28 protein-coding genes are annotated in these 25,118 nt (G+C 66.9%); 4 read left to right on the top strand and 24 right to left on the bottom strand.

All coding sequences use genetic code 11. From position 1 onward, the window contains the following. Positions 1-26 precede the first annotated feature (26 nt). The 10 genes from AAFN88_RS04670 to AAFN88_RS04625 form a co-directional block, all read right to left on the bottom strand. Positions 27-1,121, bottom strand: coding sequence for a glycerophosphodiester phosphodiesterase (locus AAFN88_RS04670; protein ID WP_347518580.1), 1,095 nt, complete (start codon positions 1,119-1,121; stop codon positions 27-29). Positions 1,122-1,131: 10 nt separating this feature from the next. Next, positions 1,132-1,779: an FMN-binding negative transcriptional regulator gene (locus AAFN88_RS04665; RefSeq protein WP_347518579.1), complete on the bottom strand. Its 648-nt coding sequence runs from the start codon at positions 1,777-1,779 to the stop codon at positions 1,132-1,134. A gap of 69 nt (positions 1,780-1,848) precedes the next feature. Further along, positions 1,849-2,238 (bottom strand): hypothetical protein, encoded by a 390-nt coding sequence (locus AAFN88_RS04660; protein WP_347518577.1) that lies wholly within the window; start codon positions 2,236-2,238, stop codon positions 1,849-1,851. A 44-nt stretch (positions 2,239-2,282) separates the two neighbouring features. Continuing rightward, positions 2,283-2,636: a hypothetical protein gene (locus tag AAFN88_RS04655; RefSeq protein WP_347518575.1), complete on the bottom strand. Its 354-nt coding sequence runs from the start codon at positions 2,634-2,636 to the stop codon at positions 2,283-2,285. A gap of 53 nt (positions 2,637-2,689) precedes the next feature. Continuing rightward, a complete protein-coding gene (locus AAFN88_RS04650) occupies positions 2,690-3,469 on the bottom strand; it encodes a succinate dehydrogenase iron-sulfur subunit (protein ID WP_347518573.1) in 780 nt (259 codons plus the stop codon). Between the two features lie 50 nt (positions 3,470-3,519). Further along, on the bottom strand, positions 3,520-5,307 hold the full coding sequence (gene sdhA / locus AAFN88_RS04645; RefSeq protein ID WP_347518571.1) for a succinate dehydrogenase flavoprotein subunit: 1,788 nt from the start codon (positions 5,305-5,307) through the stop codon (positions 3,520-3,522). Between the two features lie 10 nt (positions 5,308-5,317). Further along, positions 5,318-5,713 (bottom strand): succinate dehydrogenase, hydrophobic membrane anchor protein, encoded by a 396-nt coding sequence (gene sdhD, locus AAFN88_RS04640; RefSeq protein WP_347518569.1) that lies wholly within the window; start codon positions 5,711-5,713, stop codon positions 5,318-5,320. Between the two features lie 4 nt (positions 5,714-5,717). Further along, the gene (gene sdhC, locus AAFN88_RS04635; protein WP_347518568.1) at positions 5,718-6,113 is read right to left on the bottom strand and encodes a succinate dehydrogenase, cytochrome b556 subunit; all 396 of its coding nucleotides are present in this window, start codon (positions 6,111-6,113) and stop codon (positions 5,718-5,720) included. A gap of 1,567 nt (positions 6,114-7,680) precedes the next feature. Then, positions 7,681-8,754 carry a MaoC family dehydratase gene (locus AAFN88_RS04630; RefSeq protein ID WP_347518567.1) on the bottom strand — a complete coding sequence of 358 codons (1,074 nt, stop codon included), beginning with the start codon at positions 8,752-8,754 and terminating at the stop codon, positions 7,681-7,683. A gap of 1 nt (position 8,755) precedes the next feature. Continuing rightward, complete coding sequence (locus AAFN88_RS04625; RefSeq protein WP_347518566.1) at positions 8,756-9,634, bottom strand: CoA ester lyase; 879 nt, start codon at positions 9,632-9,634, stop codon at positions 8,756-8,758. Positions 9,635-9,789: 155 nt separating this feature from the next. Here AAFN88_RS04625 and pdxY point away from each other — a divergent pair, with 155 nt between their 5' ends. Both pdxY and AAFN88_RS04615 read left to right on the top strand, forming a co-directional pair. Then, on the top strand, positions 9,790-10,641 hold the full coding sequence (gene pdxY, locus AAFN88_RS04620) for a pyridoxal kinase PdxY (protein ID WP_347518565.1): 852 nt from the start codon (positions 9,790-9,792) through the stop codon (positions 10,639-10,641). Between the two features lie 3 nt (positions 10,642-10,644). Beyond that, positions 10,645-11,106: a GNAT family N-acetyltransferase gene (locus tag AAFN88_RS04615; protein WP_347518564.1), complete on the top strand. Its 462-nt coding sequence runs from the start codon at positions 10,645-10,647 to the stop codon at positions 11,104-11,106. Positions 11,107-11,158: 52 nt separating this feature from the next. Here AAFN88_RS04615 and AAFN88_RS04610 read toward each other — a convergent pair whose 3' ends face one another. From AAFN88_RS04610 to AAFN88_RS04590, 5 genes are all read right to left on the bottom strand, one after another. Further along, complete coding sequence (locus tag AAFN88_RS04610; protein WP_347518562.1) at positions 11,159-11,488, bottom strand: hypothetical protein; 330 nt, start codon at positions 11,486-11,488, stop codon at positions 11,159-11,161. 151 nt (positions 11,489-11,639) lie between these two features. Then, on the bottom strand, positions 11,640-12,221 hold the full coding sequence (locus tag AAFN88_RS04605; protein WP_347518561.1) for a protein-tyrosine phosphatase family protein: 582 nt from the start codon (positions 12,219-12,221) through the stop codon (positions 11,640-11,642). Positions 12,222-12,265: 44 nt separating this feature from the next. Beyond that, positions 12,266-12,607 carry a hypothetical protein gene (locus AAFN88_RS04600; protein ID WP_347518560.1) on the bottom strand — a complete coding sequence of 114 codons (342 nt, stop codon included), beginning with the start codon at positions 12,605-12,607 and terminating at the stop codon, positions 12,266-12,268. A 24-nt stretch (positions 12,608-12,631) separates the two neighbouring features. Then, the gene (locus tag AAFN88_RS04595; RefSeq protein ID WP_347518558.1) at positions 12,632-13,255 is read right to left on the bottom strand and encodes a LysE family transporter; all 624 of its coding nucleotides are present in this window, start codon (positions 13,253-13,255) and stop codon (positions 12,632-12,634) included. Between the two features lie 66 nt (positions 13,256-13,321). After that, positions 13,322-14,347, bottom strand: coding sequence for an aspartate-semialdehyde dehydrogenase (locus tag AAFN88_RS04590; protein ID WP_347518556.1), 1,026 nt, complete (start codon positions 14,345-14,347; stop codon positions 13,322-13,324). Positions 14,348-14,431: 84 nt separating this feature from the next. Here AAFN88_RS04590 and AAFN88_RS04585 point away from each other — a divergent pair, with 84 nt between their 5' ends. Then, positions 14,432-14,785: a DUF962 domain-containing protein gene (locus tag AAFN88_RS04585; RefSeq protein WP_347518554.1), complete on the top strand. Its 354-nt coding sequence runs from the start codon at positions 14,432-14,434 to the stop codon at positions 14,783-14,785. A gap of 102 nt (positions 14,786-14,887) precedes the next feature. Here the strand turns inward: AAFN88_RS04585 and AAFN88_RS04580 are convergent, their stop codons facing one another. The 6 genes from AAFN88_RS04580 to AAFN88_RS04555 all read right to left on the bottom strand — a co-directional run bounded on the left by AAFN88_RS04580 (position 14,888) and on the right by AAFN88_RS04555 (position 21,100). Next, positions 14,888-15,070 carry a hypothetical protein gene (locus AAFN88_RS04580; protein WP_347518553.1) on the bottom strand — a complete coding sequence of 61 codons (183 nt, stop codon included), beginning with the start codon at positions 15,068-15,070 and terminating at the stop codon, positions 14,888-14,890. 136 nt (positions 15,071-15,206) lie between these two features. Then, positions 15,207-16,319: a 3-isopropylmalate dehydrogenase gene (leuB, locus tag AAFN88_RS04575; RefSeq protein ID WP_347518552.1), complete on the bottom strand. Its 1,113-nt coding sequence runs from the start codon at positions 16,317-16,319 to the stop codon at positions 15,207-15,209. 138 nt (positions 16,320-16,457) lie between these two features. Beyond that, on the bottom strand, positions 16,458-17,063 hold the full coding sequence (gene leuD, locus AAFN88_RS04570) for a 3-isopropylmalate dehydratase small subunit (RefSeq protein ID WP_347518550.1): 606 nt from the start codon (positions 17,061-17,063) through the stop codon (positions 16,458-16,460). 212 nt (positions 17,064-17,275) lie between these two features. Next, positions 17,276-17,866 carry a DUF882 domain-containing protein gene (locus AAFN88_RS04565; RefSeq protein WP_347518549.1) on the bottom strand — a complete coding sequence of 197 codons (591 nt, stop codon included), beginning with the start codon at positions 17,864-17,866 and terminating at the stop codon, positions 17,276-17,278. A gap of 248 nt (positions 17,867-18,114) precedes the next feature. Continuing rightward, entirely contained in the window at positions 18,115-19,776 is a 1,662-nt protein-coding gene (locus tag AAFN88_RS04560; RefSeq protein WP_347518547.1) for a L,D-transpeptidase family protein, read from the bottom strand. A 340-nt stretch (positions 19,777-20,116) separates the two neighbouring features. Further along, entirely contained in the window at positions 20,117-21,100 is a 984-nt protein-coding gene (locus AAFN88_RS04555; protein ID WP_347518545.1) for a GlxA family transcriptional regulator, read from the bottom strand. 204 nt (positions 21,101-21,304) lie between these two features. On the opposite strand from AAFN88_RS04555, the gene AAFN88_RS04550 reads away from it, so the two are divergent. Beyond that, entirely contained in the window at positions 21,305-21,961 is a 657-nt protein-coding gene (locus AAFN88_RS04550; protein ID WP_347518543.1) for an HD domain-containing protein, read from the top strand. A 159-nt stretch (positions 21,962-22,120) separates the two neighbouring features. Here AAFN88_RS04550 and AAFN88_RS04545 read toward each other — a convergent pair whose 3' ends face one another. The 3 genes from AAFN88_RS04545 to rplS all read right to left on the bottom strand — a co-directional run bounded on the left by AAFN88_RS04545 (position 22,121) and on the right by rplS (position 25,108). After that, positions 22,121-22,957: a sterol desaturase family protein gene (locus AAFN88_RS04545; protein ID WP_347518542.1), complete on the bottom strand. Its 837-nt coding sequence runs from the start codon at positions 22,955-22,957 to the stop codon at positions 22,121-22,123. 34 nt (positions 22,958-22,991) lie between these two features. Continuing rightward, positions 22,992-24,395, bottom strand: a complete 1,404-nt coding sequence (leuC, locus tag AAFN88_RS04540) for a 3-isopropylmalate dehydratase large subunit (RefSeq protein ID WP_347518540.1) — start codon at positions 24,393-24,395, stop codon at positions 22,992-22,994. 266 nt (positions 24,396-24,661) lie between these two features. Further along, positions 24,662-25,108, bottom strand: coding sequence for a 50S ribosomal protein L19 (gene rplS / locus AAFN88_RS04535; RefSeq protein WP_347518538.1), 447 nt, complete (start codon positions 25,106-25,108; stop codon positions 24,662-24,664). Positions 25,109-25,118: the final 10 nt, after the last annotated feature.

The following is a 25,118-nucleotide window of genomic DNA, read 5'->3' as shown; positions in this document are numbered from 1 at the left end:
TAACCCCAAACTACGCGCCCCCCAACTCAATCAAGGGCAAAGGCGGGCGGCAGGGGCAGGTTCTTTTCCGCCATGACCTGGCGGGCGCGGTCGGGATAGTCGGTGATGATGCCGTCGACGCCCAGGTCGATGAGCGAGGCCATGTCGGCGGGGTCGTTCACCGTCCAGACCACGACGCGCAGGCCCAGCTTCTGCGCCTCCTTCAGGTCCGCCGCGGTGAGGTCGCGGTAATAGGGCGACCAGACGGCGCCGCCGGCGCGGGCGACGGCCTGCGGCGGGGTCACCTCCGCCCAGTCGATGTCGAGACCGGCCAGCCAGGGCGAGGGTGCGGGGCCGCCGCGCCCCAGGTTGTCGAGCCACTTCTGCTCGGCGGTCAGGTAAACCGTCGCAATCCCCGGGGCGTGCTTCTGCACCGCCTGCAGCGTGCGCCAGTCGAAAGACTGCACCGCCGCGCGCCCGGTGACGCCGGCATCCTTCAACACAGCGATCAACGCCTCGGCGAAGGCTTGCGGGTCCGGGGACTCCTCCGGGGCCTGCGGCGAAATCTTGGTTTCGATGTTGTAGCGGATGATCCCGCCGGAAACCTCCTCGGCGCGGGCCAGCACCTCGGCCAGGGCCGGAATGCGCACCCCGTCCAGACGCGCCTGCTCGGGATAGCGCTCGGCCACGCGGCTGCCCGGCTTGGCGCTGCCGATGTCGTAGGCGGCGAGCTCGGCGGCGGTGAGCGAGAGGATCGCCGGAGGCGCCTCCATCGCAATCCACACCCCCGCCGCGTCGCGGGTGCGCGGCGGCGACAGAAGGCGGTCGTGATGCACCACGACCACGCCGTCGGCGGTCATCACCGTATCCAACTCCAGGGTGGTGACGCCCAGGGCCAAGGCCTTCTCGAAGGCCGGCAGGCTGTTCTCCGGCATCAGGCCGCGCGCGCCGCGGTGGCCCTGCAAATCGAAAGAGGGCCGATCGAAACCTTGCGGCTGCGGCGCGCGGGGGAAGATCACCGTGGCGAGGCCGGCGGCCAACAGCAGCAGGGTAAAGGCGATCCAGAAGCGCGAGCCGCCGGAAAGGCCCGATTTGCGTTTTGGGGGCCTCGATTTGGCGATCTTGTCCAGCTTCCGCGTCATGGGGCTCCCGCTATCCCTTGTCCTCCAGCGCCCGGCGCATCCAGGCGCCGGTCTGGCGCACGAGCGGCGCCTCGGCTTTTTCCAGCACCGCCGTGGCGGCGGCGAACTGGCCCGCGGTCTTATTTTGACTGAGCTTGGCCTTGGCTTCCAGCCGGCTCACGGGAATTTCAAAGGCGACCAGGCCGCGCTGCATCCCGGCCAGGAACTTCTCCGTCAGCCCGGCGGTGGACCAGGCGGGATCGAGCCCGGCCTCCTGGGTCGCCACCAAGCGGTCGAGCAGGGCGCGCACCCGCGCCGGCTCCTCGATCACCTTGGGCAGGCCGTAGGCGTGCACGGCGACGTAGTTCCAGGTCGGCACGTTGGGCGGGCCCGCACCGTACCAGGCCGGCGAGATGTAGGCGTGCGGCCCCTGGAAGATCACCAAGGCCTCCTGTCCCGCTTCGGCCAGCTTCTCGAAGTCGCGCCACTGCGCATTGGGCCGCGCCATATGCGACAGCAGGGTGCCCTGCTCCCCGCGCCCGGGATCGTAGAGGAACGGCAGGTGGGTCGCCTGCGGCACACCCTCGGGCGCCGTCACCAGCAGGGCGAAGTCATAGTCCCGAATGACCTCGGCGATGCGCTGCGGATCGTTCAGGCGGAAAGCCTCGGGAACGTACATGGCAAGTCATCCGTCACTGATAGGAGCGGCAAAGCTTAGGCGGCGGCGCGGCGCCGCGAAAGAGCCAGTCTAACCTTGCTCGGGCGGTCCACTCGCCACCCTTGCCGCCTTGGCCGGACCGGCTACCAGCCGGTAAAGCAGCACCGTCGTCACGGCGTAGATGAGGCTGAAGGGCAGCAGATTGCCGTCGGCCAAGTCGCGGTCCTCCAGCAGCACCCCCACCATCTGCCCGCCGAGCAGCAGAGGAACGAGGGCCAGGAGCAGTCCCCGCACACCCGGCAGCAGGCGGCAGGCCAGCGGGATCAGCGCCGCCAAGGCGACGGCGAAGACCATCAGTTCGGGGTTCGCGAGGGGGATCAGCAGAAGCGCCGGGTGCGAGAGGATGCCCGCGGCGAGGACGGTGGCCAGCGCGCCGCAGCCCCCCGCCAGAATGACGGCGACAACGATTCGAATGTTCATCGCGAAAGGTTAGTCGAGAGCGGACAGCGCCGCCAGCCGCCTTGTCATGAGGCGCGGCCGCCCGCCACCAGGCGATGAACGATCAGCGCGGTCAGCGCGTAGACGAAGGTCAGCGCCAGCAGCACCTGCCAGGCCAGCAGGGTCTCGCCGCCGAGCTTGGAGGCGGCGGCCGGCGCCACGGTCAGCGCCACCAGCGCCAGGAAGGCGCCCCGGGCATCGGGCAGGAAGCGGTAGATTACCGGCAGCGGCAGGGCGAAGAAGACGCCGACCAGGTAGAACCCGGGCTTCGCCAGCAGCTCCAGTTGCGCCGGATCGACGAAGAGCGCGGCGGCCAGCGCGTAGGCGGCCATGCCGGCGACGCCGGCCAGCAGCAGGGCGAGAGCGGTCCTGGGAGTCATGCTCTAGTGATACGGCGCTTGAGCGGCAAAGGCCAGCACGCCGCAGCGAAGACTCAGCCCTTGCGCTCGACCATGAGCTTCTTGATCTCGGCGATGGCTTTGGCCGGATTGAGGCTCTTCGGGCAGGTCTTGGTGCAGTTCATGATGGTGTGGCAGCGGTACAGCCGGAAGGGATCTTCCAGCTGGTCGAGCCGCTCGCCGGTCGCCTCGTCGCGGCTGTCGGCGATCCAGCGGTAGGCCTGCAGCAGGATGGCCGGGCCCAGGTAGCGGTCGCCGTTCCACCAGTAGCTGGGGCAGGAGGTCGAGCAGGAGAAGCAGAGGATGCACTCCCAGAGGCCGTCCAGCCGGGCGCGCTCCTCCGGGCTCTGCAGGCGCTCGCGCTCCGGCGCCGGCGTCTCGGCCTTCAGCCAGGGCTCGATGGAGGCGTACTGCGCGTAGACGTGGGTCAGGTCGGGCACCAGGTCCTTCACCACCGGCATGTGCGGCAGGGGATAGACCTTCACCTCGCCGTCGACGTCGCTCAGGTACTTGGTGCAGGCCAGCGTGTTGGTGCCGTCGATGTTCATGGCGCAGGAGCCGCAGACGCCCTCGCGGCAGGAGCGCCGGAAGGTCAGCGTCGGATCGATCTCGTTCTTGATCTTGATCAGCGCGTCCAGGACCATCGGCCCGCAACTGTCGACATCGACCTCGAAGGTATCGACCTTCGGATTCTCGCCGTCGTCCGGGTTCCAGCGGTAGACCCGGAAGGTCTTGGTGTTCTTGGCGGCTTCCGGCTTGGGCCAGGACTTGCCGGCGCCGATCTTGGAATTTGCGGGAAGGGCGAACTCGACCATCGGATTCTTTCTCTTGCGGGCTCTCGCGGGCTCTCTTCAGTACAGCGCTCTTAGTAGACCCGCGCCTTGGGCGGGAAGGTCTGCACTTCGTTGGTCAGGGTGTTGAGGTGGACCGGCCGGTCGCCGAAGCTGACGTTGCCGTCCTCGCCGCACCACACCAAGGTGTGCTTCATCCAGTTCTGGTCGTCGCGGTCCGGGTAATCCTCGCGGGCGTGGGCGCCGCGGCTCTCCGTGCGGTTGGCCGCCGACTCCATGGTCACCTTGGCCTGGAACATCAGGTTGTCGAGCTCCAGGGTCTCGACCAGGTCGGAGTTCCAGATCAGGGTGCGGTCGCTGACCTTCACTTCGGGGCGCTTGGCCCAGGCGGCCGTCAGCTTCTCGGCGCCCTCGGCCAGCGATTCGCCGGTGCGGAACACGGCGGCATGGGACTGCATGGCGCGCTGCATCTCGTCGCGCAGCGCCGCGGTGGGCACCTCGCCGTCGGCGTGGCGCAGGCGGTCGAAGCGGTCCAGCGCTTCGTCGCCGGCGCCGGTCTGCAGCGGCGCCTGCTTCTCGCCGGGGGTCAGGATCTCGGCGCAGCGCTTGGCGGCGGAACGGCCGAAGACCACGAGATCGAGCAGCGAGTTGGAGCCCAGGCGGTTGGCGCCGTGCACCGACACGCAGGCCGCCTCGCCGATGGCCATGAGGCCCGGCACCACGGTGTCGGGGTTGCCGTCCTTCAGGGTCACCGCTTCGCCGCTGTAGAGCGCCGGAATGCCGCCCATGTTGTAGTGACAGGTCGGGATGACCGGGATCGGTTCCTTGGTCACGTCGACGCCGGCGAAGATGCGCGCCGACTCCGAAATGCCCGGCAGGCGCTGGTGCAGCAGTTCCGGCGCCAAGTGCTCCAGGTGCAGGTGGATGTGATCCTTGTGCTCGCCGACGCCGCGGCCGTCGCGGATCTCCATGGTCATGGCGCGCGAGACGACGTCGCGGCTGGCCAGGTCCTTGGCCGAGGGTGCGTAGCGTTCCATGAAGCGCTCGCCCTCGGAGTTGGTCAGGTAACCGCCCTCGCCGCGCGCGCCCTCGGTGATGAGGCAGCCGGCGCCGTAGATGCCCGTCGGGTGGAACTGCACGAACTCCATGTCCTGCAGCGGCAGGCCGGCGCGCAGCACCATGGCGTTGCCGTCGCCGGTCTGGGTGTGGGCGCCGGTGCAGGAGAAATAAACCCGCCCGTAGCCGCCCGTCGCGATGATCACCATCTGCGAGCGGAAGCGGTGGATGGTGCCGTCATCCAGATTCCAGGCCATGAGGCCGCGGCAGACGCCGTCCTCCATGATCAGGTCGAGGGCGAAGTATTCGATGTAGAACTCGGCGTGCTGGCGCAGGCTCTGCTGGTAGAGCGTGTGCAGCATGGCGTGGCCGGTGCGGTCGGCCGCCGCGCAGGTGCGCTGGGCGATGCCCTCGCCGAAGTGGGTGGTCATGCCGCCGAAGGGGCGCTGGTAGATCTTGCCGTCCTCGGTGCGGCTGAACGGCATGCCGTAGTGTTCCAGCTCCAGGATCGCCGGCACGGCCTCGCGCACCATGTATTCGATGGCGTCCTGGTCGCCCAGCCAGTCGGAGCCCTTCACCGTGTCGTACATATGCCAGCGCCAGTCGTCCTCGCCCATGTTGCCGAGCGAGGCGGAGACGCCGCCCTGCGCCGCCACGGTATGGCTGCGCGTCGGGAAGACCTTGGAGATGCAGGCGGTCTTCAGGCCGGCCTCGGCCAGGCCCAGGGTCGCGCGCAGGCCGGCGCCGCCGGCGCCCACCACCACCACGTCGTAGGTGTGATCGATGACTTCGTAGGACTTGGTCATAACTGGAGCCTTACGCGCGGGTGAAGAGCAGGGTCAGGACCGAAAGTACGGCCGAGAGGCTGAGCACGACGGTCAGCGCCTTGACGAAGAGCAGCAGGGCGATCTTCGCGCCTTCGCCGTGGACGTAGTCCTCGATGACGACCTGCAGGCCCAGGGCCGCGTGATAGAAAGTCGCGACGATCAGCAGGATCAGCAGGCCGGCAACCACCGGCGAGGCGATCCAGGCGGCGACGGCCGCGTAGTCGGCGCCGATCAGGCTCACCACCGCGCCCACGAACCAGATGGTCAGCGGAATGAGCGCCAGCGCGGTGAGACGCTGCGCCCACCAGTGGCCGGTGCCGTCCTTGGCGGAGCCGAGGCCGCGCACGCGGCCGAGCGGAGAACGCAGGTTCGGTTGATCGTTCATGGGCTCAGGCTCCCCCCATCATGGCATAACCCAGCGCCCAGGTCGCCAGGGTCAGCACCACCGAGGCGCCGACGGCCATCCAGCCGCTGCGCGTCGCGGCCTCGATCTCGAAGCCGTAGCCAGCGTCCCACACCAGGTGCCGGATGCCGTTGCAGAGATGATAGAAGAGCGCGAAGCTCCAGCCGAACAGCAGCAGCCGTCCGACGAAGGAACCGATCAGGCCCTGGGCGGTGGCGAAAGCCTCCGGCCCGGACGCGGCGGCCACCAGCCAATAGGTCAGCAGCAGGGTGCCGAGGGCCAGCGCCACGCCGGTCAGCCGGTGCAGGATCGAAAGTGTCGAGGTGATCTGCGGACGGTAGACCTGCAGATGCGGCGAAAGGGGCCGGTTGGACGAGATCATGCGCTACCTTCGGGCTCGATGCCTGTTTCTTCTGCCGGACTGCTTGAGGTTCCGCGCCGAACGGACGCAAGTCTAGTGGGGAACGCTCAAGAGGGACTTAGTCTTATCGCTGGCGTGTGATTTAGACCGCAGCGCAACATAAGTCAACGCGAGGCCCCGCCCCCACCCCAAGTCCCGGCCTCAAGTCCCAGGCCGCCGACAGACCCCTCCACCTGCCCGGTTTCCTGCGCCGCAGCCGCGCCGCCCCCAACCTTCGGGCGAAGGCCCGCCAGCGTGCCGCAACGCCAAAGATAACCCCGCCGCCGGCCGCCTGTGGATAGAGTTGTGGGCAAGATGTGAAGGATATGTGTGCTTTAAACGAAACTATACACAAGAATTTCCCGTTCGCCGGCAATTTTCTATTGTCGCTCTCGGCGTTTCGGGCGAGCATTTTCCTGCACGTGAAAGCGCCGGAACACGGCGGGTGCGGCCCTCTCCAAGAGCTTCGGCTCCACGGAGATGCAACTCGGAGGGCCAGGGACTTTCGGGTCCCCGGTCCGGACGGGAAGCAGCGGTCTCGGGGGAGCTTCGGTTCCTCCCGGCCTTCGGAAAGACGGATTTTCGGATCGGTCCCCTTCGAAGGTGCAGCGGCCCTCGGGCCGGAGATCGACCGGCTGCGGCGATCCCTTCGGGGATCCCGATAGCCGGTTGGGGACGCCCTGATCGCGATCCGGGGACGGAAGGCTTCTTCGGGAGTTGTCCGTCCGGCACCGGAAGCCGGGTTGCCCTGCAGATCCCGGGTTTCGGATGGGAGGTGCCGGTCGTCCTTCGACCCCGCACTTTCCGGCGATGGCGGCGCCCCTTCCCCGTGTCGGGGCGCCCGCCAGTCCGGGACCACGCAGCTTCCTCGCGAAGCTGCAGGACGGTCTCATCGGCCAAGGAAGGCATCCGCAAGGACGCCGACCAGGCCCGGAAGGCCGCCGCGCAAGCGGAGGTTTTTCGGAGACCCGATGACGGGAGGCGTGCTTCGCGCAGCCGCCCCGTGCGGAAAAAGATCCCCCGGGATCCCAACCGCGCCCCGGACAGGCCCGAACCGGCCCGCGGAGGCTTGCCTCTTAAGGAAGGTCCGGGGTGTTCGCTGGAAGTCGGAACTGGAGGCGCCGAACGGCCCGCCCGGGTGGGTTCGCTCCCTTCGGGGAGGTCAGCGATCTCGCTGCGCTTTATCGGTCACGCCAGGCCCGGTATCCGCGCGCGAATGCTGATCAAGAAGTCACTCGCCGCCGCGATCACGCTGAGCTGGATCCAGCTCTTGAGGCGTCGGGTAGTGCCCTCTCTTCCGGGGTACGCCGCAACGGGGGTCTCCCCCGCTGCACCCGGCGCCTCACTCATTACAGCAGCGATTCTGCCGTTTCAACTAAATTTTGTGGCCGTGCCGCGAAACCGCACCAGATGTCGGTGTGGGCGACTCGGGATCACACCCTTCGAGACGCGCTGCTGCGCAGCGCTCCTCAGGGTGAGGCCTGCACATGACTCTCATACTGAGGAGGCGCGCCAGCGCCGTCTCGAAGCATGTGACGCCGCGCCGAATCTAGCGCGGCAGCAGCACCGTGTAGTCGAGATCCAGCACCACCGCCGGGTCGTAGCGCAGCTTGCCGCCCTCGCCGGCCGCCTTATAGGGGAAGTCGGCGCAGGCGCGGTCCTTGGTCGCCACCGTGCGCAGGCGCAAGGCGCCGAGGTCGCTGCGCCCCGGCAGTTCCAGCCTGTCGAGCACTTCCGACCAGGCGTAGATGGTGTCGCCGGCGAAGCTGGGCGCGGCGTGGCTGCCGGCGTTGATCGCGGCGACCTTCACCGCGTTGCCCAGGCCGTTAAAGCTCAGTGCCCGGGCCAGAGAAATAATGTGGCCGCCATAGACGATGCGCCGGCCGAAGCGGCCCCGGCTTTCGACGTGCTGGTTGAAGTGGACGCGCGCGGTGTTCTGGTAGAGGCGCGTCGCAAGCTGATGCTCGGCCTCCTCGATGGTCATGGCGTCGCCGTGGTCGATCTTCTCGCCCACTGCGTAGTCGCCCCAGCGGTGCGGACTGCCCGCCGCCGACATGTCGAACTTGGAAAAGTCGAGGCCCTCGGGTACCGCGAGGTCTTCGGGCGCCACGGCCTCGGGCAGGTCCGGCAGCACCGGCTCCGGCGCCGGCGCGCTCTCGTCGCGCTTTCGCACCATGACCCAGCGCGTGTACTCCATCACCGCCGCGCCGCGCTGGTTCACGCCGCGGCTGCGCACGTAGACCACGCCGGTCTTACCGTTGGAGTTCTCCTTCAGGCCCACCACCTCGCTCTCGCTCGACAGGGTGTCGCCGGGATAGACCGGCTCCAGGAAGCGGCCGCCGGCATAGCCCAGGTTGGCGACGGCGTTCAGCGACACGTCGGGCACCGTCTTGCCGAAGACCACGTGGAAGGCCAGCAGGTCGTCGACCGGCGCCTGGAGCAGGCCGCAGGCCTGGGCGAAGGCGTCGGAGGACTGCAGCGCGAAGCGCCCGCCGTAGAGCGCGGTGTAGAGCGCCTGGTCGCCCGCCGTCACGGTGCGCGGCGTGGCGTGCTTCAGCACCTGGCCGAGGCGGAAATCCTCGAAGAAATTGCCCCGATTGTTTTTGGGATCGCTCTTCGACATCTTACGCCGCCGCCTCGAGTTCCTTGATGGCCTCGGAGAGCCCGACCAGGCGCTGGGCGTTTTCCACGTGCAGGTTCTCGATCAGCTTGCCGTCGACCACGACCACGCCCTTGCCTTGCGCCGTGGCTTCGGCATGGGCAGCGATGATCTTGTGCGACCAGTCGATCTCCTCCTGCGAGGGGGCGAAGACCTCGTTGGCCTTGGCGATGGTCTTGGGGTGGATCAGCGTCTTGCCGTCGAAGCCCAGTTCCTTGCCCTGGCGGCAGGAGGCGGCGAAGCCGGCGTCGTCGGAAAGGTCCAGGTGCACGCCGTCGGTGATGGCGATACCGTAGGCGCGCGCCGCCAGGATGCAGAGGCCGAGGCTGGTCAGCACCGGAAGCCTTTCAGGCGTGTGCGCGGCCTGCAGGTCCTTCACCAGGTCGGAGGTGCCCATGACCAGGCAGGTGATGCGCTTGGAGGCGCCGGCCACTTCCTGGGCGTTCAGCATGCCGAGCGGGGTTTCCATCATGCACTGGATGCCCATGGTCGCCGGCGCGCCGGCCGCGTCCATCAAGGCTTCCAGCTCGTGGATCATGGCCGCGGTCTCGACCTTCGGCAGCAGGATGGCGTCGGCGCCGGAGGCCGCCATGGCCTTCACGTCGTCCTTGCCCCAGGGGCTGTCCAGCGGGTTCACCCGCACGGCGATCTCGCGCTTGCCGTAGCCGCCCTCCTTCAGCGCGGCGGCGATCTGCGCGCGCGCGGTCTCCTTGGCGTCCGGCGCCACGGCGTCTTCCAGGTCCAGGATCAGGCCGTCGGCCGGCAGGCTGCGGCCCTTTTCCAGGGCGCGGGCGTTGGAGCCGGGCATGTAGAGGACGGAACGGCGCGGGCTGGCGGCGGTCATGTGCGGTATCTCCCAGCGTGGTCTTGTTCGGCCGCCCACGGGCGCGTTTTCCGCACCTGCGAACGCGACAGGCGACTATAAACGATGGCCGGCCTGTGGCAAGCTGCCGCCCGCCGGGAGCCCGCAAACCGGCGGAAAGCAGGCAAAGGCGCCCGATGAACGTGATCTCCATCCAGTCCCACGTCGCCTACGGCCATGTCGGCAACTCGGCGGCGGTCTTCGCGCTGCAGCGCCTCGGGATCGAGGTCTGGCCGGTCCACACGGTGCAGTTCTCCAACCACACCGGCTACCCGGACTTCCAAGGCCAGGTCTTCGCCGCCCAGGAGATCGCCCGGGTGATCGACGGCCTGGAGGCGCGCGGGGCGCTGGCGCGCTGCGACGCCTTGTTGTCCGGCTACGTGGGCGACCCGGCCCTGGGGGAAGTGATCCTCGACGCCGCGGCCCGCATCCGCGCCGCCAATCCCAAGGCGCTATGGACCTGCGACCCGGTGATGGGCGACCACGGCAAGGGCCTCTTCGTGCGCGAGGGCGTGCCCGATTTCATGACCTGCAAGGCCCTGCCCGCCGCGGACGTCGTCACCCCCAACCTCTTCGAGTTGGAGATCCTGGCCGGGCGGAAGCTTCGCGACCTGGCGGAGATCCGCGCCGCCGCCGAGGGATTGCTGGCCCCCGCGCAGGGCCGGGGCCCGCAGGCCATGCTGATCACCAGCCTTGCCGCGGACGAGGGCGAAGTGGCGATGCTGGCGGCGAGCGCGGAAGGCTCCTGGCGCGTCGCCTGCCCGCGCCTGCCGATCACGCCCAACGGCGCCGGCGACGCGGTGGCCGCTCTCTTCCTGGGCTTCTATCTGAAAAGCGGATCGCTGCCCGAGGCCCTGGGCCGGGCCGCCTCGGCGATCTTCGAGGTGCTCGAGACCACCTTGGAGACCGGCGAGGAGGAACTGCAGCTCGTCGCCGCCCAGGACTGCCTGGAAACCCCGCGGCGGACGTTCACAGTGGAGACTTGCTAGTCCATGACGCTCACCTTTCGGCAGATGATCCCCGGCGACATCCCCGCGGCGCTGGACGTGCGCTTCTCGACGGTGGAGAACGCCATCACCCTGGAGGAACTGGACCGGGGCTACGGCATCACCCCGGCCTCCCTGGCGGCGAGCCTGGAAGCCGACGTCCGCGGCTGGCTCTGCGAGGACGGCGGCCGGGCGGTCGGCTTCGCCATGGCCGACCGCTCGAACGGCGAGATCCAGGTCGTGGCGGTCCGGCCCAGCCACGAGGGCCGGGGCATCGGCAAAGCCCTGTTGGAGCGTGTCACGGAGTGGCTGTTCGACAACGGTTACAGCGAAATCTGGCTGGGCGCGAATCCCGACCCGGCGGTCCGTGCTTCCGGCTTCTACAAGAAATACGGCTGGCGCCGGACGGGCGTCATAAAACGCGGCGACGAAGTGCTCAAACTGCGCAAAGCGGACCGTGTCGGGTGATCGCCCCCCCCCAGCTCACGACCCCTAACTCACGACCCCTAACTCACGACCCCTAACTCACGACTTGGCAGCGGCGCCACAGCACCGGCTCGCCGCCTTCGGTCGACACCAGGATCTCCTCCTCGTTCAACTGGCGCATGGCAATCGCCTGGCCGGCGCCGGGATCGCCGGGCGGCACGACGTAGGAGAAGGTATGGCGCCGATAGTCGCCGGTGGTCTGCGTGCCCGCCGGGGTGACGATGATGGACCCGGCGATGCTGAAGTGCGCCGCCTCGGTGGTGGAGCACCAGTCGCCGTCGATGGCGTCGGCCAGCGCCGGAGAGGCCGGCACGGCGAAGAGGACGGCGAGGAAGACGCTTCTTACGATAGACTGAACGGACATCGCCGCCTCCCGCTTCGTGAGAACCCGACAACCGTTTCCGTGACCCGGCAAGGAGTATAACCCGAAACGGCGGCCCGGCAGGCAGCAGAAAGCGGATGGCAGAAAGCGGGCGGCAGAAAGCGGGCGGCGAGAGAAGGCCGCAGCCGCCGCGTCAGGCGATGGCCATGTCCACTTCGCGGTGGCGGCCGAGCTGGCCCATCCAGTCATGGAAGCGCGGGTCGCGCTTCAGCTGCCAGCCGTAGTGGCGCTTCAACGCCGCGACCAGGCGGCCGCCGCGGCCCAACTGCTCGTCGGCATAGCCGACCATGACGGAGTTCGGCCAGGCCCGCGGCCGGATTTCCCTCAAGCGTTCGAATATCCGTTCTTCCGCGTCCTCGGCATGGACCTGCGCCAGCAGCGACAGCATCGCCGCGGTCGAACGCGACACCCCCATGTAGCAATGGACCAGCAGATGGCCGTCTTCCCGCGCATCGCGCGAGGCCGCCAGCTCCTCGCCGAAATGCAGGATCTCGGCGACATGCTCGGGTGTCGGCATGATCTTGCCCTCGGCCGGATCGATGATGTCGTGGAACCTCATGATCTTGCGGTGATGGTCGTCGAAAGCCTCGAAGGCCTCGATGTCGGGCCAGCCGGGATCGATCAGCGTCAGCACATGGGTCACGTTGCTTGCGGCGTGCTCCGGCAGTTCTTCGACGCCGCAGACGGTCAGGACGGAAAGAGCGATGGGTTTCATACGCGGCCTTCTTTCAGCGGAACGGCGGTTCTTCGGAAACCGCTTCAGTGGTCGGAACGGTGCAGAACCTTGTCAGCCAGGCCGGTGTCGTAGGCCAGGGCTTCGGCGGTGAGCAAGGCCCCCATGGGGAACATGGAACGCAGCAGGCCCTTGCGCTCCAGCACCGCGAAGACGTTGGGGTTGGCGAGCCCGCTGGCGTCGCGCCCCAGCACCACGGCGTCGCCGACATGGAAATGGTCGCCGTGGGCCGCCGGAAAGTTGGAGACGAAGACGCTGCCTTCCTCGTCGCCGGGCTGGGCATGGTTGGGGCTGCGCGCCATCTGCTGCAGCAGCGTCAAGGTCTTGAGCTGCAGGGTGTTGAGCTTCAGCGGGTTCTTCTTGGCCATGTCCGAATGGTTCCTTCTTCGGCTTCACGCCCGGCGGCTGGCGCCGGCGAGCAGGCCGGCGGCGGCCAGCAGCAAGCCACCGGTGATGCGGTTCATCCAGCTCGCGCGATCGCGCAGCAGCGGCGCGAAGCACTTGCCGGAGACGACGTAAACCAGTGCCGCGAAGACCTCGCCCACCAGGAAGGTCGCGCCCATGACCGCGAACTGCGGCAGGGCCGGCTCGCCCGGCACCAGAAACTGCGGGAAGATGGCGGTGAAGATGAGGATCGCCTTGGGATTGCCCGCGGCGACCAGGAACTCCTTGCGCGCCAGCTCGCCCAGCGAAGACGTCTTCTCCGGAGCCTCGCCGCCGAAGGAAACGCCGCCGCCGGCGCGCAGCGCCTTGACGCCCAGATAGACCAGGTAGGCGACGCCCGCCCACTTGATGACCTGGAAGGCCAGCTCGGAGGCCGCCAGCACCGCGCCCAGGCCGACGGCGGCGATCGCGATCATCACCGCGAAGGCGGCGATGCGCCCGCCGACCGCAACCAATGAAGCGGCGACGCCGTAGCGCAGGCCGTTGGTCAGCGCCATGAGGTTGTTGGCGCCCGGCGAAAGGCACAGCAGCACCGCCGCCGCCAGGAAAACCGACCAGGCATCGAAAGTCATGGCCTCTGTTCCGAAAAAGACTGCCGGGCACGCGCAGCGGCGTGCCCGGCGCAACGTCCGGCCTGGTTAGGCAGGAACCTTCAGGTAATCGTTCACCAGAGTTTCGCCGATCTGCACGGCGTTGAGCGCCGCGCCCTTGCGCAGGTTGTCGGCGACCACCCAGATCGACAGGCCGTGCTCCACCGTGGGGTCGCTGCGGATGCGGCTGACATAGATGCTGTCCTCGCCAGCGGACTCCTGCGGCGTGACATAGCCCTCGTCCGCTCGGTGGTCGATGACGATGCAGCCGGGCTGGGCCTTCAGCGCCGCGCGGGCCGCGTCCTCGTCGATGGGGTTCTCGAACTCGATGTTGATCGCCTCGGCGTGGCCGACGAAGACCGGCACGCGCACGCAGGTGGCGTGCACCTTGATCGCGGGGTCGAGGATCTTCTTGGTCTCCACCACCATCTTCCACTCCTCCTTGGTGGAGCCGTCGTCCATGAAGACGTCGATGTGGGGGATGACGTTGAAGGCGATCTGCTTGGTGAACTGCTCGGGCTTCACCGGCTCGTTCACGTAGATGCCGCGGGTCTGGTTGAACAGCTCGTCCATGCCTTCCTTGCCGGCGCCCGAGACCGACTGGTAGGTGGCAACCACGACGCGCTTGATCTTGGCCAGGTCATGCAGCGGCTTCAGCGCCACCATCATCTGGATGGTCGAGCAGTTGGGGTTGGCGATGATGTTCTTCTTGGCATAGCCGGCCAGGGCCTGGGGATTCACCTCCGGCACCACCAGCGGCACGTCCGGGTCCATGCGGAACTGCGAGGTGTTGTCGATGACCACGGCCCCGGCCTTGCCGGCCTTGGGCGAATACTCGGCGGAGATCTTGGCGCCGGGCGAGGAGAACACCAGGTCGGTGCCCTTGAAGTCGTAGGTCGCCAGGTTCTGCACCTTGACGGTATCGTCCTCGCCGAAGGAGACCTCGCTGCCCACCGAGCGCTCGGAGGCCAGGGCCACGATGTCGTCGATGGGGAAATCGCGTTCGGCCAGCGTCTTCATCATCTCGCGGCCGACGGCGCCCGTCGCGCCCACTACTGCTACTTTGTATCCCATGTCCTCTTACCTATTCATGCCTTTCGCATTTTCAGCTGTTATGCTTCTCCGGCGTCAGCCGGCTCTGAAACCCTTGGCCCCGAGATGACTCGAAGCTCCTCCGTCCGCTCCGGCAGCTACCGCGAGTTTTGGCCGCGCTATCTGGGCGAACACCGCCGCGCGGCGACCCGCGCCCTGCACTACGCCGGCACCTGCCTCGGCCTCTTCCTGCTCGCCGGAGCCGTCGCCGCCGGCGACTGGCGTCTGGCGGCGGCCGGGCTGATCTGCGGCTACGCCTTCGCCTGGGCCGCCCACGCCTTCGTCGAGCGCAACCGGCCGGCCACCTTCACCCACCCCTGGTGGTCCTTCATCAGCGACTTCCGGATGCTCTTCACATGGTTGGCCGGCGGCCGGCCCGCAAGCCGCAGCCAGCCAGCGCGCCGCCAGGAGCGCGAATAAGCTTCCTTCGCTTTCGCCTGATTGTTTTCCGCCTGGGAGCCCCCCTAAGGAGAAAGGCCGCCCAGAGGGACGGCCTTTCGTAACGTCCATGGGGTCTCGCGCCTAGTTCGGAGCAGTCGTCGTAGTGGTGGTGGTCACCGGAGTGGACTGCTCGGCGTCTGCGGTAACGATCGGTTTGGAGGTGCTCTGAACGGACTGGACATGGCCAGCACACTCCGCGGCGGCAATCCCCGCGAAGCCGACGACACCAGCCGCGGCCATAAGGGCGGTAAGGGTCTTCTTCATTGCACAATCTCCCACCGGAGCTTTCGGTTAGCTGCGGACTTTAGTCGGCCTGCCCCGCTCCGTCAATTGACGGATTCGTGACGCCGCCGCCCCCAGCGCCCCCCGAGCGGCCTTCAGCCCTGGGATTCCGCGACTCTCAGGCCGCGCGTTGATCGAGAGCGGCCAGGATGGCGTCGCCCATCTCGCTGGTGGAAACCACCGGCTGGCCCGGCTTGGCGATATCGCCGGTGCGCTTGCCCGCGGCCAGCACGTCCTGCACCGCCTGCTCGATGAGATCGGCGTCGTCGCCCAGGTCGAAGGAGTAGCGCAGCATCATGGCGAAGCTGAGCAGGGTGGCCAGCGGATTGGCCTTGTTCTGGCCGGCGATGTCCGGGGCCGAACCGTGTACCGGCTCGTAGAGCGCCATGCGGCGGCCCGCGGCGTCCGCCGCGCCCAGGGAGGCCGAAGGCAGCATGCCCAGCGAGCCGGTCAGCATGGCCGCGGCGTCCGACAGGATGTCGCCGAAAAGGTTGTCGGTGACGATGACGTCGAACTGCTTGGGGTTGCGGACCAGCTGCATGGCGCAGTTGTCGGCGTACATGTGGCTGAGCTCGACCTCCGGGAACTCGGCGGCGCCCAGCTTGGTCACCTCCTCGCGCCACAGCACGCCGGACTCCATGACGTTGGCCTTCTCCACCGAGCAGAGGCGGTTGCCGCGCTTCTTGGCCAGGTCGAAGGCGACGCGGGCGACGCGCTGGATCTCCGGCGTGGTGTAGACCTGGGTGTTGATGCCGCGGCGGGTGCCGTCGGGCAAGTCCTCGATGCCGCGCGGCTCGCCGAAGTAGATGCCGCCGGTCAGCTCACGCACGATCATGATGTCGAGGCCGGAGACCAGTTCCGGCTTCAGCGCCGAGGCGTCGACCAGGGCATCGAAGCAGAGCGCGGGGCGCAGGTTGGCGAAGAGCACCATGTCCTTGCGCAGCCGCAGCAGGCCGCGCTCCGGCTTTTGGGCGAAGGGCAGGTCGTCCCATTTCGGCCCGCCGACGGCGCCCAGCAGCACCGCGTCGGAGTTCATCGCCTTTTCCACCGTGGCGTCGCTGACCGGCGCGCCCTCGGCGTCGATGGCGGCGCCGCCGACCAGGCCCTCGTCGATGTCGAAACCGACCGAGCGGCGCTTGTCCATCCAGTCGACGACCCGGCGCACCTGGGTCATGGCCTCCGGGCCGATGCCGTCGCCGGCCAGGATCAAAAGCTTCTTGTTGGACGCCATCTTTCGCGTCTCCTCCCTAACGAATGTCGGCCCTCGCGGCCCGTGGATACCGAATGCCGGCCCGAGGCGGGCCGTGCGAATGCAATGACGGGGAAGCGGCGGCCGGACACGGCCGCCCGCCCTTCGTGGTGGAACCCCTCAGGCCCAGGGCTGGGCCGTCTTCCGCTTCTCCTCGAAGGCGGCGATCTTGTCTTCCTTCTGCAAGGTCAGGCCGATGTCGTCCAGGCCGTTCAGCAGGCAGTGCTTGCGGAAGGGATCGATGTCGAACTTGATGGTGCCGCCGTCGGGGCCGGTGATCTCCTGCTTCTCCAGGTCCACCGTGACGATGGCGTTGGCGCCGCGCGAGGCGTCGTCCATCAGCAGGTCCACCTGCTCCTGCGGCAGGGCGATGGGCAGGATGCCGTTCTTGAAGCAGTTGTTGTAGAAGATGTCGGCGAAGCTGGGCGCGATGACGCAGCGGATGCCGGCGTCGAGCAGCGCCCAGGGCGCGTGCTCGCGGCTGGAGCCGCAGCCGAAGTTCTCCCCGGTCACCAGGATCTGGGTGTTCCGGTAGGCCGGCTGGTCGAGCACGAAGCCATCCTTCGCCTCGCCGTTCTCGTCGAAGCGCATCTCGTAGAACAATCCCTTGGAAAGCCCGGTGCGCTGCACCGTCTTCAGGAACTGCTTCGGGATGATCATATCGGTGTCGATATTGACCAGAGGCATGGGGGCAGCGACCCCGGTGAGGGTAGTGAACTTTTCCATCGATCCGCATCTCCTTGGGCGGCGGCCCGCCGCACGCCGGCCGCCCTCGGCTGGAGCGGCGGCGGCGTCGGGTGCCGGAGGCGGATCATAGAAAATCCCGCGCAAAGGTCAAAACCTTGCTGCGCAGGACCGCCGCAAGCTGAAGGGGCCAGCAAAGAATGGTATTTCGGAGAGACCGGAAGGCCGACCTTTAGGCCCTGGGTCCTAAGGACTCAGGAGCCCCAGTAGCGCACCCGGCCGGTGTCGACGTGGACGAAGCCCGACTTGCTGTACAGGCCGACGCCGCCGACCTGCAGGGCGCGCGCCGTCTTGTGCAGGGCCTTGAGGTCGCGCTCGGGCAGGCGGATGTCCGTGGCCATGCCGCGCATGTGCAGGGAGCGCTTGGCCACGCCGTTGCTGTTGGAGGCCAGCGTGGCGTTGGTCTTGGGCGAACGGTAGCCGGAAATCAGCTCGAAGGGGGCCTTGCTGTCCATCCGCCGGCGCAGGGCGTAGAGCAGGTCCAGCAGCTTGGGGTCCATCTCCCAGACCTCCCCTGTGCGCCAGTCGCGCAGCGCGTGGTTCAGCCGCTGCAGCCCCTCGGGCTGGAGGATGCCGTCGCGCAGATAGGTCGCGCCGACTTCTTCCCCGGTGTGCAGGTTGTGGAAATCGAGGCTGCGCGTGCCCGGCAGTTCCTTGGCCGCGAAAGCCAGATCGGGAAGCAGGGTCACGGTGGAGAGGGCCGCGGCCCCCGCGGCAGTGCCGGTGAGAAAACGGCGGCGCGTCAGCGCGCCCGTCAGCAAGGAAGGGGAAGCCTTCAGGTCCATGCCGCCTCAGGTCCTCTTTTCAGCGGGTCCGGTTTTGTTCCGCCCCCAGATTGCGCCCACAATCACGAACGGAGCGTTAACGAATTACACAATTTGCCGAGTCGAGGCAACGCGGCAGGGAAAATCCGCTGAAATCCTGGCCTCCGCCATCATCGTGCGCAGGCAGTAGACCTGAGCTTTCCGGCAGCAATAAGGCGAAAAAGCCGGGAAATGGTTAACGCCGGAGGAAGGCTCCGCGCCGCCCGCGGTCAGCGCAGCCGGCCCGCGCGCGAGCCCGAGAGCGCCCGGACCAGGGCCGCGTCGCGTTCGTAGATGTCGCTGCGGAAGTGCACGCTGCCGTCCTTGTTGACCCAGGAGGTCAGGTAGGTGATGTGCACCGGCAGCGGCTCGCTCAAGGTGACGATGGTGCGTTCGCCCGAGGCGATGGCCTCCTCGATGCGCGCCCGGTCCCAGCCCTGGGTGGCGGACAGCACGTGTTCGGCCAGCAGCGGCGGGTTCTGCACCCGGATGCAGCCGTGGCTGAAGGCGCGCTCGGCGCGGCTGAACAGCGACTTGGCCGGGGTGTCGTGCAGATAGATGTTGAAGCGGTTGGGGAACATGAACTTCACCCGTCCCAGCGCATTGCCCTCGCCGGAGTCCTGGCGGATCTTGTAGGGAAAGCTCGCCTTGCTGACCTGCGACCAGTCGATGGACCGCGGGTCGATCACCGTGGCCCCGCTGCTCCAGTCGCTGAACAGCACGTAGTTGTTCTGCGACAGATAGGAGACGTCCTGCTGGATCTTCGGCAGCAGTTCGTTGCGCGCGATCGAGGGCGGCACGTTCCAGTAGGGATTGATCTCCACATAGGTCATGACGTGGCTGAAGATCGGCGTGCGGTGGAAGGGCTTGCCGACGACCACCGGCATATCCAGCAGGGTCCTGGGTTCGTCGACCAGCTTCAGCAGGAAGTCGGCGAGGTTGACGAAGATGTAGCGCTGCCCCAGGTCGTCGGGCATCCAGCGCCGCCGCTCCAGGTTCAGGATCATCTGCTCGATGCGCCTTTCGATGGGCACGTTGAGCTCGGCCAGGGTCTTCGGCCCCACCGCGCCGTCCTGGGCCAGGCCGTGGCGGTACTGCATCCACTTGACCGCCGTCTCCATCTGGGCGTCGTAGAAGTTCGCATCGCCGCCGTTGGCCGCCAGGTCGTTCTGCGGCTTCAGGTCGCCGACCAGGCGCAGACGCTGGCGCAGCAGCCCGACGCGCGGGTCGCTCATGCCCGGCTTCAGGGTGTCGCCCTCGGGGATCGGCTGCCAGCCGCCCTGCAGGGCCAGGGCCCGGTATTCGGCCAGCGCCACCTTCTGACGGTCGTAGCGTACCGTCTGCGGCCGGTAGGCATCGATGAAGCTGTCGAGATCGCCGGCCTCGGAGGCCGCGGTCAGAACGTCGGCTTTCTGCACCTCCTCACGGAAGACGAAGAGCTCCGGGTCGGCGACGTGCGGCGTGGTACGGCCCTGGCCCAGATCGGCGGCGTAGCGCACCAGCCCGAGGCTCAGCAGCACCTCGAGGCGGGCGAGGTCTTCCGTCGCCGTGGCGCCCAGCAGCGCCTTCACCTGCCCGGCGCGGTAGTCGGCGGGGTCGAGGCCGTCCAGGTCGGCGGCGATCAGCAGGTCGGAGAGCTTTTCCGCGCGCGGCCCGGCGGCGTCATCCAGTATCCACAGCGGACGATGCGCCCGCGCCCGGTAGAACCGCTCCAGCACCGTGAGGGTCTGAACCTCATCGTCGGTGCCGGCGGCGGCGATGCCGCTGCTCAATTCCCGGGACAACGCCAGCGGCAAGGCCTCGGCAGCCGCGGGACGCGGCCCCAGCGTCACGGCACCGGCGGCCAGAACCATCACCACCAAAGAGAAAACCCACGCGGCCTTGCGCAGCATGATCGCTCGTTCCCTTCATTTCCACGCGGCGGAACAACTCCGCCCTATAGGATCACAGCGGCCGCTTCCATGCCACCCCGGCTCCGGCAACCTAAAGGCGCAAACGGCCGGAAACCGCCGGCTCATTGGGAGTAGCGCCATATCGAACAGGGCGACACCACCGGCAGCAAGGACGGTCGCACCCTCTACCGGCGCAGCTCCTCACCGACCGTCAACTCGGCCGCGAGGTCATGGGCGTCGTGCAGGGCGGGTCGATATCGGGGCACTTGGGGCGGCAGAGAGGAATGGTTATATGACAGAGTGGCGCTGACGATTTTATTGGCCCGACGCGTCGCCAAAGCTAGCGCATCCCCAGAGACTGCGTCGTTTGGAAATTTTCACGATACCGCAACGGGCTTAACCCCAACCTGCGCTGGAAAACACTGCGCATCTGCTCTGGAGTGCCGAAACCGCAGTCAAATGCTATCGCTTTAAGCGCGAAGTCGGTTGCTTCAAGTAGATTCCGGGCATGATCCAGACGAATGCTTTCGATGAAATCGTGTGGAGTGATGCCAAGCTCTTTTACAAAAAGCCTGGCCATGGTGCGCGTGCTCGTTCCGGCAATGGAGGCAAGGCGTTCCACCGGAAATGGCTCGCTCAAATGCTCAATGACATAGGCTTGAACTTTACCCAAAGGTGTCATTGGATCACTTGATGGCAGCAGTAGCGGGCTGAATTGGGATTGACCGCCTTGGCGCTGAGCTACGACCACCAAGCGTTTTGCGCAAGCAAGAGCGACCTGTTCGCCGTGATCTTCTCTAACAAGCGCTAACGCAAGGTCGATGCCCGCTGTTACACCGGCCGAAGTCACAAGACGACCATCGCGAGCAAATATACGATCATGCTCGACGCGAGCCGCAGGAAACTTATTCTGGAGACTGTCGGCATTCTGCCAGTGCGTTGTAACAAGTCGGCCGTCGAGCAATCCGGCATGGCCAAGGATGAACGCGCCCGTACATATTGAACCGTATCGTTCTGCCCGTACGCCCCACTCTTGAAGCCAAGCCACCATGCTTTCATCACGGTGGCGCTCCGCCAAGGTCGGCCCACCGGCAACAAGAACAGTATGAAAAACACGGGCCGCCTCTTCGAAACTGCAGTGCGCAGCTAAAGACATCCCGTTGGAGCCTTGGATGAGCGCAGTTGTTTCGGCAAGAACCAGACAACGATAGCCATCGTCTTCGTTCAAAAAGCGATTTGCTTCCGCGAAGACATCAAGTGGTCCTGCAACATCGAGGCACTGCACCCCCTCATGGATGATCAGTGCAACGTCTTTTGTCGGCATAACCACCCTCCTGCCGTCGCAACCATCCCCGAATAGGGGCTGGGCAGGATATATATCCAACATGGCAGAAAATCCACGGTCGCCATGATTGCAGCCAACAAGACTCCTCTCGATAACGACCTAAGCCACACAAGGGCGATCCCTCGCATGCGCCACGGCACGGTCCGTGGACTGTCGGACGCCCTTCTTGATAGGAGAGGAATGATGGCTGACACTTTTCGCTCTGCGAGCGTCAACGGAATAGCGGTCCCCGATAGCTACCTTGGCCGCGCCATTACCGAGTTTGTTCGAGATACTGAAAGCGAGCTCCTGTTCAATCATTCCAGCCGCGTCTTCTTTTTTGGCGCGCTTGCCGGACAGCAGCGGAACCTCACCTGCAACCTCGAACTGCTTTATGCGGCGACGATGTTTCATGATATCGGGCTTATGCCTTCGCACAGCAGCGAGAACCTCCGCTTCGAAGTCGATGGCGCCAATGCTGCGCGCGCCTTTCTTCAAAGCTACAATGTTGATCCATCAGATATTGAAAAAGTCTGGACCGGCATCGCGCTGCACACCACTCCCGGTGTACCCGAGTTTATGCATCCGGTGGTGGCGCTGACCACGGCGGGCGTGGAGATGGATGTGCTCGGCCTGACCTACGATCAGTACTCCGATAGTATTCGCGATGCAGTCGTTGCTGCATTTCCGAGAGCGCCGCACTTCAAGGAAGACATCATTCAAGCATTCTACGACGGGATCAAACACAAGCCCCACACAACGTTTGGAAACGTTAAGGCCGACGTGATCGCAGACAAAAGCCCAGATTTCCATTACGGAAATTTCTGCTCCGTCATCCGCTGTTCTCACTGGGAGGCTTAGCTCATTGGGGTCAGTCGATGGATCGGAAAGCGTGACTATTGCGTGGACGGCCAGCGTCCTTGATGGACTGCCACCGGGAAGTTCCTACATCGCTCGGAGGCCCTATTTCCATGGCATCTTGGGAGTAGCGCCATCCGGCGCCGTCGGGCGGCACGGGCCCTAGCCGCCTCGCCGGTTGATGGGATAGCCGCTTGCGGGCCCCCGCCACGGCTGGATCAGCATGCGGTCGAGCCAGAGATCGCGGCGCGTGCGGAACTGCTCGATGCCGATGGTCATGGCCTCGTGGCCATCGCGCGGCTGGTCCCGGTAGGTGCCGAGCAGCCGGTCCCACCAGGGCAGATTGAAGCCGAAGTTGCTGTTGGTCTCGTCCGGGTGGATGGAGTGGTGGACCCGGTGCATGTCGGGGGTCACGACGACCCGGCGCAGCACGCGGTCCAGCGCCGGCGGCAGCTTGAGGTTCGAATGATTGAACATGGCCGTGGCGTTCAGCAGCACCTCGAAGACCAGCACGGCCACGGCCGGCGGCCCCAACGCAGCGACCACGGCGAGCTTGATACCCATCGACAGCAGGATCTCGAGCGGATGAAAGCGCAGGCCGGTGGTGACGTCGAATTCCAGGTCGGCATGGTGCATGCGGTGCAGCCGCCACAGCGCCGGCACGGCGTGGAACATCACGTGCTGCAGATAGATGGCGAGGTCCAGCAGCACCACCGAGGCGATGAAGGCGAGCCAGCCCGGAACCTCGAAGACGTTGAAGAAGCCCCAGCCGCGCGCCTCGGCCGTCAGGGCCAAACCCACGGCGACCACCGGAAAGACGAGGCGCAGGATCACGGTATCGAGCACGACGATGCCGAGGTTGCCGGTCCAGCGGAGGAGGCGCGGGATCTCGCGCCGGCGGCGCGGCAGCGCCGCTTCGGCCAGCGCCAGGATTCCCAGTACGCCCAGGAACAAGGCGATTCGCAGTATGGCTTCGTTGGCCAGCAGGAAGTCGGTCATGGCCGTCCTTGCCGGCGCAGCGCCGGAGCTCCCGCTACAGGTCCCGCACGTCGGTGAGGTGGCCCTTCACCGCCGCCGCCGCCGCCATGCCGGGGCTCACCAGGTGGGTGCGCCCGCCGCGGCCCTGGCGTCCTTCGAAGTTGCGGTTGGAGGTGGAGGCGCAGCGCTCGCCCGGCTGCAGCCGGTCGGCGTTCATCGCCAGGCACATGGAACAGCCCGGCTCGCGCCATTCGAAGCCGGCCTCCAGGAAGACCTTGTCCAAGCCCTCCTGCTCGGCCTGCTCCTTCACCAGGCCGGAGCCCGGCACGACCAGGGCCTGCACGCCCTCGGCCACCTTGCGGCCCTCGGCCACCGCCGCCGCCTCGCGCAGATCCTCGATGCGCCCGTTGGTGCAGGAGCCGACGAAGACCTTGTCGATCCTGATGTCGGTGACCGGCATGTCGGCTTGCAGGCCCATGTATTCCAGAGCGCGGATCATGGCCTGGCGCTTGTTCTCGTCGCGCGCCGATTCAGGGTTGGGCACGCGCCCGGTGACCGCCACCACGTCCTCGGGGCTGGTGCCCCAGGTGACCTGCGGATCGATCTCGGAGACCGCGAGGGCGATTTCCTTGTCGTAGCGCGCACCCTCGTCGGAAGGCAGCGAGCGCCAATAGGTCAGCGCCTGTTCGAAGGCGCCGGCCTTGGGAGCCATGGCGCGGCCCTTGACGTAGTCGAAGGTGGTTTCGTCCGGCGCGATGAGCCCGGCCCGGGCGCCGCCCTCGATCGACATGTTACAGACCGTCATGCGGCCTTCCATGGAGAGGTCGCGGACCGCCTGGCCGGCGTACTCGATGACGTGGCCGGTGCCGCCGGCGGTGCCGATCTTGCCGATGATCGCGAGGATCAGATCCTTGGCGGTGATGCCGAGCGGCAGGGCGCCCTCGACCGTGATGCGCATGTTCTTGGCCGGCGACTGGATCAGCGTCTGGGTGGCCAGCACATGCTCCACCTCGGAGGTGCCGATGCCGAAGGCCAGCGCACCGAAGGCGCCGTGGGTGGCGGTGTGGCTGTCGCCGCAGACGATGGTCATGCCCGGCAGGGTGAAGCCCTGCTCCGGGCCGATGATGTGGACGATGCCCTGGCGGTGGTCGTTCATGTCGAAGATCGGCACGCCGAAGTCGGCGCAGTTCTTCTCCAGCGTCTCGACCTGGATACGGCTTTCCTCGTCTTCGATGCCCTTGGAGCGGTCGGTGGTCGGCACGTTATGGTCCGGCACCGCCAGCGTCGCCTCGGGGTGGCGCACCTTGCGCCCGGCCAGGCGCAATCCCTCGAAGGCCTGGGGCGAGGTCACCTCGTGAACCAGGTGGCGGTCGATGTAGATCAGGCAGGTCCCGTCATCCTGGCGCTCCACCACATGGCTGTCCCAGATCTTGTCAAATAGCGTACGCGGCGCGGACATCTCTCTCGTTCCTTACGTTGCCTGCCTGGCCTCGGTGCCAGCCTGATTATCCCTTTCGGCCTTCGCCCGAACGACCGGGCGCGAGCGGGGCGGGAGCATAGCGCCCCACCGGCAGACAGAAAAGAGCCCGCCCGGTCGAAAAGCGCGGCGATGCGGCCCTCCGAAACGAAAGGAGCCCGCCGGCCTGCTGATGAAAAGCAGGCGGGCAGGCCCCCCGAAAGACGTCTCGGACCCGCGCCCGGCGAGGGCGCCCGGCCGGAAAGGCGTTAGCCCTCGGCCTTCGCCGCCTTGCTTCTCTCGGCCTTGGCCTGGGCGGCTTCCTCGCGCGCCGCGGCCTCCAGCTTGCCGCTGTGGCCGGTGGTCTGCTCGCGGATGCGCGCGGCCTTACCGGTGCGGCCCCGCAGGTAGTAGAGCTTGGCGCGGCGCACGTCGCCGCGGCGCACCACCTCGATGGAGTCGATCCGCGGGCTGTAGAGCGGGAAGACGCGCTCGACGCCTTCGCCGTAGGACAGCTTGCGCACGGTGAAGGCCGAGTTCAGGCCGCGGTTGCGGCGCGCGATGCAGACGCCCTCGAAAGCCTGGATGCGCTCGCGCGTGCCCTCGACAACCTTCACGTTGACGCGCAGGGTGTCGCCCGGAGCGAAGACCGGCGGCTCGCCCTCGGCGGTCAGCTTGCCAATCTGCTCGCTCTCGATCTGTTCGATGAGGTTCATGACTCTCTAT

This window comes from Pelagibius sp. CAU 1746, from assembly GCF_039839785.1.
GTDB lineage: Bacteria > Pseudomonadota > Alphaproteobacteria > Kiloniellales > Kiloniellaceae > Pelagibius.
The sequence above is the reverse complement of the archived record's forward strand: the minus strand, read 5'-3'. Positions and strand labels throughout refer to the sequence as shown.